The sequence below is a fragment of the Polymorphobacter megasporae genome (assembly GCF_018982885.2).
In the GTDB taxonomy this organism is placed as follows: Bacteria; Pseudomonadota; Alphaproteobacteria; order Sphingomonadales; family Sphingomonadaceae; genus Polymorphobacter_B; species Polymorphobacter_B megasporae.
The window spans coordinates 3,171,515-3,182,922 of the sequence record NZ_CP081848.1; the positions used below are offsets into that span (position 1 = coordinate 3,171,515).

Annotated in this window: 14 protein-coding genes; 3 read left to right on the forward strand and 11 right to left on the reverse strand. The window is 65.9% G+C overall.

Translation table 11 applies throughout. The features are described 5' to 3' along the window. Nucleotides 1-169: 169 nt before the first annotated feature. From KTC28_RS14830 to KTC28_RS14850, 5 genes are all read right to left on the reverse strand, one after another. Complete coding sequence (locus KTC28_RS14830; protein WP_216707911.1) at nt 170-1,654, reverse strand: SPOR domain-containing protein; 1,485 nt, start codon at nt 1,652-1,654, stop codon at nt 170-172. Then, the gene (locus KTC28_RS14835; protein WP_216707912.1) at nt 1,642-2,868 is read right to left on the reverse strand and encodes a dihydroorotase; all 1,227 of its coding nucleotides are present in this window, start codon (nt 2,866-2,868) and stop codon (nt 1,642-1,644) included. Before KTC28_RS14835 ends, KTC28_RS14830 begins: the two co-directional genes overlap by 13 nt. Continuing rightward, nucleotides 2,862-3,845, reverse strand: coding sequence for an aspartate carbamoyltransferase catalytic subunit (locus KTC28_RS14840; RefSeq protein ID WP_216707913.1), 984 nt, complete (start codon nt 3,843-3,845; stop codon nt 2,862-2,864). Before KTC28_RS14840 ends, KTC28_RS14835 begins: the two co-directional genes overlap by 7 nt. 79 nt (nt 3,846-3,924) lie before the next feature. Further along, nucleotides 3,925-4,398: a Holliday junction resolvase RuvX gene (ruvX, locus tag KTC28_RS14845; protein ID WP_216707914.1), complete on the reverse strand. Its 474-nt coding sequence runs from the start codon at nt 4,396-4,398 to the stop codon at nt 3,925-3,927. Then, nucleotides 4,395-5,510 (reverse strand): DUF3089 domain-containing protein, encoded by a 1,116-nt coding sequence (locus KTC28_RS14850; RefSeq protein ID WP_216707915.1) that lies wholly within the window; start codon nt 5,508-5,510, stop codon nt 4,395-4,397. Before KTC28_RS14850 ends, ruvX begins: the two co-directional genes overlap by 4 nt. A gap of 111 nt (nt 5,511-5,621) precedes the next feature. On the opposite strand from KTC28_RS14850, the gene ypfJ reads away from it, so the two are divergent. Further along, a complete protein-coding gene (gene ypfJ, locus KTC28_RS14855; protein ID WP_216707916.1) occupies nt 5,622-6,584 on the forward strand; it encodes a KPN_02809 family neutral zinc metallopeptidase in 963 nt (320 codons plus the stop codon). Here the strand turns inward: ypfJ and KTC28_RS14860 are convergent, their stop codons facing one another. Next, a complete protein-coding gene (locus tag KTC28_RS14860) occupies nt 6,585-6,959 on the reverse strand; it encodes a ribose-phosphate pyrophosphokinase (protein ID WP_255602057.1) in 375 nt (124 codons plus the stop codon). Further along, nucleotides 6,935-7,858 carry a DUF808 family protein gene (locus KTC28_RS14865; protein ID WP_216707918.1) on the reverse strand — a complete coding sequence of 308 codons (924 nt, stop codon included), beginning with the start codon at nt 7,856-7,858 and terminating at the stop codon, nt 6,935-6,937. Before KTC28_RS14865 ends, KTC28_RS14860 begins: the two co-directional genes overlap by 25 nt. Nucleotides 7,859-8,320: 462 nt before the next feature. On the opposite strand from KTC28_RS14865, the gene KTC28_RS14870 reads away from it, so the two are divergent. Further along, nucleotides 8,321-8,566, forward strand: coding sequence for a ribbon-helix-helix domain-containing protein (locus KTC28_RS14870; RefSeq protein ID WP_216707919.1), 246 nt, complete (start codon nt 8,321-8,323; stop codon nt 8,564-8,566). A 10-nt stretch (nt 8,567-8,576) separates the two neighbouring features. On the opposite strand, the gene KTC28_RS22885 is transcribed toward KTC28_RS14870, so the two are convergent. Then, nucleotides 8,577-8,759 carry a hypothetical protein gene (locus tag KTC28_RS22885; RefSeq protein ID WP_255602058.1) on the reverse strand — a complete coding sequence of 61 codons (183 nt, stop codon included), beginning with the start codon at nt 8,757-8,759 and terminating at the stop codon, nt 8,577-8,579. On the opposite strand from KTC28_RS22885, the gene KTC28_RS23300 reads away from it, so the two are divergent. Beyond that, nucleotides 8,700-8,843: a type II toxin-antitoxin system RelE/ParE family toxin gene (locus KTC28_RS23300; RefSeq protein ID WP_369426591.1), complete on the forward strand. Its 144-nt coding sequence runs from the start codon at nt 8,700-8,702 to the stop codon at nt 8,841-8,843. The genes KTC28_RS22885 and KTC28_RS23300 overlap by 60 nt on opposite strands. Before the next feature lie 160 nt (nt 8,844-9,003). On the opposite strand, the gene KTC28_RS14880 is transcribed toward KTC28_RS23300, so the two are convergent. From KTC28_RS14880 to KTC28_RS14890, 3 genes are all read right to left on the reverse strand, one after another. Further along, complete coding sequence (locus KTC28_RS14880; RefSeq protein WP_216707921.1) at nt 9,004-9,705, reverse strand: hypothetical protein; 702 nt, start codon at nt 9,703-9,705, stop codon at nt 9,004-9,006. Further along, complete coding sequence (locus tag KTC28_RS14885) at nt 9,702-10,112, reverse strand: Panacea domain-containing protein (protein ID WP_216707922.1); 411 nt, start codon at nt 10,110-10,112, stop codon at nt 9,702-9,704. The genes KTC28_RS14880 and KTC28_RS14885 overlap by 4 nt, the downstream gene beginning before the upstream one ends. Nucleotides 10,113-10,300: 188 nt before the next feature. Then, complete coding sequence (locus KTC28_RS14890; protein ID WP_216707923.1) at nt 10,301-11,356, reverse strand: ribonucleotide-diphosphate reductase subunit beta; 1,056 nt, start codon at nt 11,354-11,356, stop codon at nt 10,301-10,303. Nucleotides 11,357-11,408 lie beyond the last annotated feature (52 nt).

The window sequence follows — 11,408 nt, forward strand, 5'->3', positions numbered from 1 at the left end:
ATCGCCGTCCCGCCGAAAACCGGGGATCGGGATGGGTGCAACCGAGTACGCCGCATGCGAAATTCTAATACGAATGCGGACCTGAATTGTTTTAAGACGCGAGCGTTCCGCGCACCATCCTAGACGGGATTAGAGTTACCTCCGGCAAGTTAGCCGCAAACTCAGATTTCTAACCCGTCGTAACGAAGCAAGCCTTGCCCACCTCGGTCAGCTTGGCGCACGCCGCCTTCGCTGCATCGCGCGTCGCATACGGCCCCATCTGAAGCTTCACCACCGGGCCGTCGGTCGCAAAGATGGGCTTGGCCGGAGCCGCGCTTTCCTTGACGCTTGCCCATGCATTGTCGGCGAGCTTGCGCGCAGAGAACGCCCCGAGCTGGACCCGCCAGCCGTCGGGCTTGCGCGTCACCGGCTTGTCGATCGTCTCGAACGGCTTGAGCGTGGCAGTCTGCACCGGCTTTGCTGGCGCCGCAGTCGCCGCCTTTGTCGATAGTGTCGTGACCGTCCTCGCGGGCGCGGTCGCGAGCGGATCAGCCGACGCCGTCCGCGCAGGCGCGAGCGCCACCGGTTTCGATGCGGGCACGTCGGTCGTCGCGATCGCCGACGGCGCAGTTGCCGGAGTGGTCGGGAGCGCATGTGCCGGCGCGGCCTGGAACGCAGGGTTCGCGACGCGTGCCGCTGCCGCCGCATCGGCTTGCGCCGGGGTCGGCTGCGGGATCGGCCGGGCGGCAATGACTTCCGGCGGGGTCGCACGGACGGGCGGGGTGGTCGTCCGCGTCACCGTCGTGGTGCGCGAGGTGTCGACCGACGCGATTCTCGACTGAGCGGAAGACATCGGAACATTGGACGCTGTCGCCATGCCGGGCGTGCCCACTGTCGGCACTGGGTTCGGCGGCGTGACAACCGGCGTGCGGGCCTGTGCGGACACTTGTGCGGGCGGCTGAGTGGGGGCCGAAGTGGCGCGCATCGCCGCGATCTCGACTGCGGTCGGCGGGGTCCGGATCGGCGCGACCATCCGCGGCCCGGTTGCCGCGGCAAGCGCCGGCGGTACCCCGGCCCCGGCGGCGAGACTGGCAGCGACCGCCTCCCCCGCGGTCCGGTCGGCCGGGGACAGGCCGGGCGTAATACTGCCGAGCGCGGTTACAGCCTGTGGTAGGCCGCTTGCCTGCGCCCTCAACAGATAGGCGTAACCCAATGATTGTGAACGCGGCAGACCATCACCGTTAAACGCCGCGATACCGAGGACGTATTGCGCGCGCGCCTCGCCACGGTCTGCGGCGGTCCGTAGCCACTTGATGCTCTCGGGCTTTTCGCCCGCCTGGAACAGCGCGATGCCGAGGTTGGCCTGCGCCGGGAGATGCCCTTTCACCGCCGCCTTACGGTACCAGTCACGCGCCACCGCCGCATCGATCGGCACCCCGCGCCCGAGCTTATACGCCTGCCCGATATTGAACATCGCGTCGGGATCGCCAGCGTTGGCAAAGGGTTGCCACATCGCCACCGCCCCCGGATAGTCACCGGCGCGCCACAGCTCGACCCCCTGCTTGATGCTCGGCCCCGGGGCCGCGGCGGGCGCGGCAGTCACCGGAACCGGGACCCGCTTCGCCGCAACCAGCAGTAGCGCGACACTTGCGAGCGCGACCTTCACAGCGTCCATGCGATCTCGCCTCCTTTGACAGTCATCGTTACCCGGCCCTGGACCGGCAGGCCGTCGAACGGGGTATTGCCTGCCGCCGCCGCCATCGTCTGGGCATCGATCCGCCACGGCGCGCCGGGATCGAAGACGATCAGGTCGGCCGGGGCACCCGCCTCGAGCCGCCCGCCGGGAAGCCCGAACAGCGCCGCCGGGGTGCTCGTCATCGTCGCCAGCAGCGCCGGCCAGCTCATATCATGGTCGCGGACCAGCGTCCCCGCGAGCGCCAGCAATGTCTCGGCCCCGACCATGCCGGGGGCAGCATCGGCGAACGGCAGGCGCTTGTCCTCCTGCGTCCGCGGGTCGTGGCCGCTGGCGACGACGTCGATCGTCCCGTCGGCGATCGCCGCAAGGACCGCTCGCCGGTCGTCGTCATGGCGCAGCGGCGGCGACAGGCGGGCGAAGCTGCGGTAGCCGCTAACCGACTGGTCGCCCAACAGGAAGTGCCCGGGCGTGACCCCGCACGTCACGCGAGTCCCCGCGGCCTTGGCGGCGCGGACGAGGTCGATGCTCTCGGCGGTCGTGACCTGCCGGATATGGAGCCGCGCGCCCGTCGCCGCCGCCAGCCGCAGGTCGCGGGCGACGGCGATCGCCTCGGCAAAGGCCGGCGCAGCGGGGAGGCCGAGCCGGGTGGCGAACTCACCCGCGGTCGCCACCGCGCCGACGGTTAGCGCGGCGTTCTCGGCATGGGTGACGACGACGAGGTCGAAGCCGCTGGCATATTGGAGCAGCCGGAGCATGACCCCGGCGTCGGCGATCGCCCCGCGCCCGGTCGCGACCCCAACCGCTCCAGCTTCCTGACACAGTCCGATCTCGGCGAGCTCGACCCCCGCAAGCCCCTGCGTCCCCGCTGCGAGCGGGTGGACCCAGACATGCGGCTTGCCGATCCGCTGGGCGAACTCGATCAGCGCCGGATCATCGAGCGGGGGCGACCGATCGGGCATCAAGACGACACGGGTAATGCCCCCCGCGAGGCACGCCGGCGCATCGGCGGCGAAGACCCCCGCGTCGATCAGCCCGGGGGCGACGATCCGCCCGCCGCAGTCGATGACACGAGTGTCGGCTGCTACCGGTCCGTCGATAGCCTCAATCACCCGGTCGCGGACGATCACCGAGCCGCGCGCGTCGCGACCGCTCGCCGGATCGATCACCCGGGCGTTGGTGAAAGCAATCACCATCCCGCGACCGCCCGCGACCGCCGCGTCAGCACGTCGAGGCACGCCATCCGGACCGCTACGCCCATCTCGACCTGCTCGCTTATCGCCGAGCGGGCGATGTCGTCGGCGACCGCGGTGTCGATCTCGACCCCCCGGTTCATCGGCCCCGGGTGCATGACCAGCACGTCGGGCTTGGCCGCCGCCAGCCGCGCCGCGGTCAGGCCGTAGAAGTGGAAATACTCGCGGGTCGAGGGGACGTACGCCCCGCTCATCCGCTCGCGCTGGAGGCGGAGCATCATGACGACATCCGCGCCGTCGAGCCCCGCATCCATGTCGGTGTAGACGTCGACCCCGAGCCGGTCGACGTCGGCCCCGACCAGCGTCGGCGGGGCGACCGCTCGGACCTTGGCGCCAAGGCTGCCGAGGAGCTGGAAGTTCGACCGCGCCACCCGGCTGTGGAGGATATCGCCGCAGATCGCGACGGTCAGCCCCTCGATCCGCCCCTTGCGCCGCCGGATCGTCAGCGCATCGAGCAGCGCCTGCGTCGGATGCTCGTGACGCCCATCGCCGGCGTTCAAAACCGGGCAGTCGACCTTCTCGGCGATCAGCTGGACCGCCCCCGACTCGCCGTGGCGGATGACGATAAGGTCGGGGTGCATCGCATTCAGGGTCAGCGCGGTGTCGAGCAGCGTCTCGCCTTTCTTCACCGACGACGCCGCGACCGTCATGTTTACGACGTCAGCCCCGAGCCGCTTGCCAGCGATCTCGAAGCTCAGCAGCGTCCGGGTCGAGTTCTCGAAGAAGGCGTTGATCAGCGTCAGCCCCGCCAGCCGGTCGTCGCGCTTGCGCAGGCCCCGGTTGACCTCGATCCAGCCCTCGGCCTGATCGAGCAGCCAGGTGATCTCCCACGGCTTCAACTCGGCAATGCCGAGCAGATGGCGATGAGGAAAAGGGTGGACGCCTTCGGGCAGCACGCTCTGCAGGGGGGGTGGCGTCATCGCGCTTCGTCTAGCCGCTATGACAACATTCGGGAAGGGCGAGCCGACGCGGCAGCGGCACGGCTCAACCGAGCCCGGGCTAACCTAGGAGCGTCCCCGCCATCAGCCCATCGATCGCCCCCTGGAGGATGTACGCGGCGGCGAGCTTGTCGATCATCGCATGCCGCTTTGCTCGGCTGAGGTCGGCGTCGATCAGCGCGCGCTCGACCGCCTGCGTCGACCAGCGCTCGTCCCACAGCAGGATCGGACGCTCGAGCGGCTTCTCGATCGACTTGGCGAACTGCCGGACCGACTGGGTTCGCGGCGAATCGCTGCCGTCCATGCTCAATGGCAGGCCGACGATCAGCCCGACGATCCGCTCCTTCTCGAGCAGTTGCTTCAGTATCGCGAGGTCGGGGGTGAACTTGGTCCGCTGGATCGTGATCAGCGCAGTGGCAAAGCTCCACCCCGCGTCACACGTCGCGATGCCGATCGTGCGCGTGCCCACGTCAAGGCCCGCCAGGCGACCCCCCTGCGGCAGCTCGGCCTTGAACCCGCCCGGGTCGACGATCATCCGGGAATGAACGCGTCGACCCGACGCTCGACATCGGCGCGAATGTTCGCCCAGAACAGGTTGTAATCATACACCTGATAGTCGTTGCCCGGCAGGACGTACTTGTCCAACGCCCCCGGCGGATCGCCGATCGAGACGATACCCGACGGTAGGCATCGCGCGCCGATCCCACCCGCGACGATCGTCGCGGCCTCGGGCGTAGCGCCGGGGACCAGCGAGCCGATGTTCGCCGCCGGAGCCGCCACCTTCGCCGTCGCCACGCCAAGCAGCGGATTGACGCAGACGACTCGCGTTCCCTTGCGGCTCCGCCCGGTTAGTCCCGGGGTCGCGTCAAACACCGCGCGGCTCGCAGCGATGTCGGCGGGCTCGGCAAAGCTCTGCCACGTCAGTAGGCAGTGCGTCGCCTCGGGAGTCGTACACGGCTCGATGCCCAGCGCGGGTAGGTCGGCCGCGAGCGAGACCGGCGTGCCGACCGCATAGACAGCGACGATCCGCTGCGCGATCGGCTGTCCGGCGACGCGGTCGTGTAGCATCCGCAGCAGGTGAAGCGCCCCCTGCCCGTGCCCGGCCAGCACGATCGGCGCCTCCTTCGGCGCGGCGGCGACGAAGGCATCGAACGCCCGCAGCACGTCGCCATAGGCGAGGTCGAGCGCCTTGGTTGCATCGGGCGACGCCACCAGCGAAGCTCCGAATACCGCCTGCCGGTACTTCGGTGCCCAGAGTGCGCCGATGCCGTTGAACACGCTCGCGTCGGACCGCATCGACCCCGCGATCCGAGGCTCGACCGCCGCATCGCCGACCGCCATGTTCCAGTGGTCGCGACCGAGATCGGCGGTCGGGGTGATGAAGAACACCGCGACCCGCGGGTGCGGCGCGGCGGCGTAGCCCGGCGGAGCCCAGCGCGCCGGGTCGGTCGCCAGCATCGGGTTCGCGGCCCACGCCGTTGGCAGCGCATAGTCGGGCGGCGGCGCAACACGGCTGTCGGCGAAGCGCACCGTCGGCACCAGCGCCGCCGCGATCAACCGCGCGCCGAACAGCCGGTACGCCAGCGCCGCCCCGACGACGAGCACGATGACGGCGGCGATGATCCACAGGAAGCGGCGTGCGAGCATGGCTTTAACTCTCCGCAGCGGGCCATAGCATGACGATATCGATCCGAGATATGGGTCCGGCAACAGATACGGCTGCGGCACGTTATGCCGCGGCAACGAAGGAGCGCGGGCATGCGGCTGGACGACGAACGCGAGAGCAGCAATGTCGAGGACGACCGCGGCCAGGGTGGCGGCGGCGGGTTCGGCTTCGGCGGCGGCGGTGGCGGCGGCATCGGCGGCGGGCTCGTCCCGATGCTGTTCGGCTTCGTCCTCAGCCGCTTCGGCTGCGGCGGGGTCGTCGTGTTGGGCATCATCGTGCTGATCTTCGGCGGCCTCGGCAATCTCGGCAGTCTCGTCGGCGGGCTTGGCGGCGGCGGGAGCAGCGCCCCGACCCAGCAGATCGGCCAACCGCAGGACGACGTCGCCGCCCCCGGCCCGGCCGCGGCCACCGGTCAGGAAGACTCGAGCAAGCGTTTCGTCCGCAAGGTCCTCGCCTCGACCGAGGATACTTGGGCGAAGCTCCTCCCGGCACAGGCCAACGTCCGCTACGTTGACCCCAAGCTCGTCCTCTACACCGGCCGGACCCAGTCGAAATGCGGCGGCGCATCCTCGGCATCGGGGCCGTTCTACTGCCCCGCCGACAGCAAGGTCTACCTCGACACGAGCTTCTTCGACGAGCTGTCGAGCCGCTTCGGCGCCCCGGGAGACTTCGCCCAAGCCTATGTCATCGCCCACGAAATCGGCCACCACGTCCAGAACCTGCTCGGCATCTCCGACCAGGCCGAGGCGGCGATGTCGCGGGGCTCGGCGCGCCAGCGCAACGCCGTCTCGGTCCGCCTCGAGCTCCAGGCCGACTGCTTCGCCGGGGTCTGGGCGCACGCCAACCCCGACCTGCTCAGCCCCGGCGACGTCGAGGAGGCGCTCAAGGCGGCGACCGCAATCGGCGACGACCGCCTCCAGCAGGCGGCGCAGGGCACCGTCGTCCCCGACAGCTTCACCCACGGCAGCAGCGCGCAGCGCGTCCACTGGCTCCAGCAAGGCCTAACCGACGGGACGATCGCCGGCTGCAACACCTTCAAGGACGGGGCGGTCTAGCTAGGCCGCACCCGCCCGGGGGTGTTCGCGCCACCACGCAAACACCCCCCGCTGCTCCCGCGCGACATACGCCGCCGCCTCAGCCCCGACGAACAACCCCTTGTAATCGCTTCGCCCGATCCACCACCCCTGCCCCGGCAACCGGTCGCTCTGGCGGACCACCAGCACGGCGAGGTCGGGCCGCCCCGCCCCGCGCTCGGCGGCGTCGACATCCATCAGCACCACGCACAACGCCCGCATCTTGGGGCGGCTGAAGGCGTAGCCGAGCGCGCCGAGCACCTCCGAATACGTCACGCTCTCCCCCGCCCGCGCGCGCGCGTGAAGCAGCGCCGCGACGTGATCGGGGTCGATCAATGCCCCCGCCGCGCCTGCCACGCGTGCAGCCCGCCGACGATCACCCCGCCGATGACGACCCCGGCAACCCCCGCGCCGAGCGCTCCGGCAACCCATTCGGCGACCGGCCCGGCCAGTCCTCCCGCTAAGACCGCGAGATGGTGGACGACATCGCCCGGCCCCGCGACGCCATATTCCGCGAGTCCGTGGAGCACGATCCCGCCGCCGACCCACAGCATCGCCGCCGTCCCGACCGCCGCCAACCCCTTGAGCAGCCCCGGCATTCCCGACACCAGCGCGCGCCCGAACACGCGCAACGGAGCCGCCGCCCCCCCGCGCAGCCGTGCCAGCGCAACCCCGGCGTCGTCGGCCTTCACGATCAGCGCGACCGCGCCATAGACGAGCACGGTGATGCCGACCCCGACGACGGCGAGGACGATCGCGCGGTTCAAGAAGCTTTCGGCGGCGACGGTGCCGAGCGTGATCGCCATGATCTCGGCCGACAAAACGAGGTCGGTGCGGATCGCCCCGGCGACCAGCGTCGCCTCGTCGCGCACCTCCGCCGCCGCGCCGTGCTCGCCGCCGACGCCGAACGCCGCGACGAGCTTCTCGACCCCCTCGACGCACAGATACGCGCCCCCCGCCATCAGCAGCGGCGTGATCGCCCACGGCGCGAGCGCACTCAACGCCAGCGCGGCAGGCAGCAAATACAACAGCTTGTTGCGCAGGCTTCCCATCGCGATGCGCCAGACGATCGGCAACTCGCGCGCCGCCGCAAAGCCGACGACATAGGTCGGCGTCACCGCCGCATCGTCGATCACCACCCCCGCCGCCTTGACCGCCGCCTTCGCGGTCAGCCCGGCGGTATCGTCGAGCGTCGCCGCCGCCACCTTCGCCAGCGCCGCGACGTCGTCGAGCAACGCGATCAACCCGGTCGCCATCAGGCGGCCCGTGCCGGTGCGGACGAGCCTAAGTTCAAAATAAGTTCACACAAAAGCATGCGTTTTGCGTCGGCGCTTTCCGGGCAACTCGCCCCCTCGGATATCCGCCCGACCGGTGCCGCGCAGCGCCACGACCCGCGGAAGTTCACGAAGTCCAGAAGAAGGGATGTTTCACACGCCTGGGGCATGAAAAGTGTCAAGCCAGCTTGTCGAAGTTGATGAAGTTGACGCCACGCCGGATCGAAACGTAGCCCCCACGCGGACAGACAACGGCCGCCGGCCGACAACCCCGTTCCGAAACACCCGCCGCGAAATTCACCGTCACCAATTCCATCCTCCCGCCTCCGACTCGACCCGCGAAATTACCGCATCGGCGAGGGTGTAGGACAGCGATATCTCGGGGGGCGCGCGGTTGGCCGGGGATCGCGCTGCGTGCTAGGCTCGATCGTGCAGGAGGCCACGATGCCGACAAGAACCATCACCCTCGCCGAACCCGCCGCGCAATGGATCGACGATCGCGTCCGCGACGACGGCTATCCCAATGCCGATGCGTATATCGCCGCCCTCGTCGAGCGTGAACGCGAGGAGGCGGAGAAGCTGGCCGCGCTCCACGCCGCACTCAACGAGGGCGAGCGCAGCGGCGTCAGCCCATATACCGTCGAACAGGTCTTCGCCAACGCGCGTGCTCGCCACGCGCATGCGGGTTGAACTCAGCGCGCTAGCGAAGCGCGATCTCGGCGACATCTACGACTTCGGATTTGAGCGGTTTGGCGAGTAGACGGCCGATCGCTACGTCGAGCACATGACCGGCGTGATCAACCGTATCGCCGAGTTTCCCGGCATTGGCGAGGCGGTTCCAGACCGACAACCGCCGCTGAGAGACTTTGGCTGTGAAAGCCACGCAATCTATTATCGCGGAATCGCCGACGGCATATTCGTAACACGCGTGCTTCACGCGCGGATGGATATGCGAAGAAATCTTTAATGGCGCGGACGTTTGATCCGATATTTCGACGAATAACCTCGCGAAACCGCTAATGCTGACGAACTGCCCGTCGCGTTCGGTGCGGAGTGGTCACGCAATGGAAGCACTGAGGTCCGCGATTCTTAATGTAAGGGCAGATATTCGTCCGGCGTATTTCAGCTTAGGCATCGTCCCCAAGAATGGATCTAATCATGTCTGCCGCAAGGTCTAACGCATTTCCATAGCGGTCAAGGTGGGCTGACAGTTCCGCAGCTGAGAAAGGCTTATAGTTAGACACCTTCCACGCCCGCGGCATCCGTTCGCTTTTCGAGTACTTCGCCCTTGGAAAGCACACGATCTCTGCATCGCGCCCAATAAAATCGGTCAACGTCAAAACTGCATTATAAATTATCGTCGACAGCAATCTCTTTTGAAAATCAGTAAAGGGCAGGCTTGTCCAACCGATAATAAACACCGGCGTGAGTCCGTCATCTTCTACAATTATGAAGGTGGGCCTTACTGGGACAAACACTCCCCGATCGAGAGGATAATTTACGCAAAATTCATTGAGCGTTCTAATTCCGTCAAACAAACGGACCTCATTGTAAGCCGCAAAAGATGTCAATATCTCGCGGCCCAATCGCCGAACTAACGGATTACCAACTTTTTCAAGACCATGAAGCGCATCACTCAATGAAGTCTTCAGACACGCCATATCGCTAAGCAGTTTATATACCTGAGTAAGAGATATTCTCGGACTGCTGATAGCAAATCGAGCCATCGCTATAGCGGAATCTTGCGTTCCCTTATGAATATATCGGACCCAGTTTGGTGCCGACGGCGGGCGCCGCAACTTGCGAATGGCGTCTGCTGATGTGATCATGAGTGTACCTTGTATCCGTAAAAGGCTTCTTCAATGATACTCGCACTAATTTCCATGCCGGGATTAGAAGAACCGTCATGGGACCAGACTGAAAACCAAGGCGAATTTGGCTCATGTGATATTCGCCTTAGTGTCGAAGCAGACATTGGTAAGTAATGATCAACTATCGCAGAAAACTTATCGATGTCATCGTTATCAATGACGTCAAGCGCAATTTCCAACTGACGCGAAACCAGAGAAAATTTTTTTGCTTGGGACCTAATGGGAGCGTCACCAAATTTCTTAAATTCTGAATAGATTTCACGGACGACAGGTCCGTGCTCCCAAGCCTCAATTTTAGCAGAAAATATCCTCCGCCCTTCCTCAACCAGCATTTTCTCAAATAGAAAATATATGATTTTGTTCATCGCCATATTAGACGGAGTCGGCGCGTTTATCTCATTTGCTCGATCCAGTACCCAATTAGCAATAGCCCGAACATCGTATTGTCGGGTTGAGCTACTCAAGAGAGTGTACCGCTAAACTCGGTTGCCACTTGTCGTTCCTATTCGATCCACCTTTGTTCTATCTCATAATATGGGTCGTAGCAATTCGCTCACTCCGCCGCCACGCCAAGTAACCCGCCCTGCGCCCCGCCATCCCCTTCGTTCGCGGCACCCAAGGTCGCCGCCTGCGCGCCCTTTCGGCGGTCGAAGGCGTCCCAGACTTCGTTCCAGTTGCCCTTGGTTGCGGCCTTCGAATATTCGGTGGCGCGGGCTTCGAAGAAGTTCGCGTGTTCGACGCCGTTGAGCAGCGGGGACAGCCACGGCAGGGGGTGTTCGTCGATCATGTAGATCGGCTTCATGCCGAGCTGCTTCAGGCGCCAGTCGGCGGTGAAGCGGACGTACTGCTTGATTTCCTTCGGCGTCATGCCGGTGACCGGGCCCATTTCGAAGGCGAGGTCGATGAACGCGTCCTCGAGGCGGACGGTCCGCATGCAGACGTCGGCGATGTCGTCGCGCAGCTTCGACGTCATCACGCCGGTCTCGGCGCAGAAGGCGTGGAACAGCTTGATGATGCCCTCGCAGTGGAGGCTTTCGTCGCGGACGCTCCACGTCACGATCTGGCCCATGCCCTTCATCTTGTTGAAGCGCGGGAAGTTCATCAGCATGGCGAAGCTGGCGAACAGCTGGAGCCCTTCGGTGAAGCCGCCGAACATCGCCAGCGTGCGCGCGATGTCGCCGTCGTTGTCGACCCCGAAGGTGCCCATGTAATCGTGTTTGTCGCGCATTTCCTTATAGTTGAGGAAGGCGCTGTATTCGCTTTCGGGCATGCCGATCGTGTCGAGCAGGTGGCTGTACGCGGCGATGTGGACCGTCTCCATGTTGCTGAATGCGGTCAGCATCATCTTGACCTCGGTCGGCTTGAACACGCGGCCGTATTTCTCGTGGTAGCAGTCCTGCACCTCGACGTCGGCCTGGGTGAAGAAGCGGAAGATCTGGGTGAGCAGGTTACGCTCGTGCTCGGTCAGCTTCTGCGCCCAGTCGCGGCAATCCTCCCCCAGCGGCACCTCCTCGGGCATCCAGTGGATCTGCTGCTGGCGCTTCCAGAAGTCGAACGCCCAAGGGTATTCGAACGGCTTGTAGGTGTTGGAGGATTTGAGCAGGGACATGGGGTGGCTCCGTTAAATCTTGTCTGCCGGGTCATCCCCGCGAAAGCGGGGA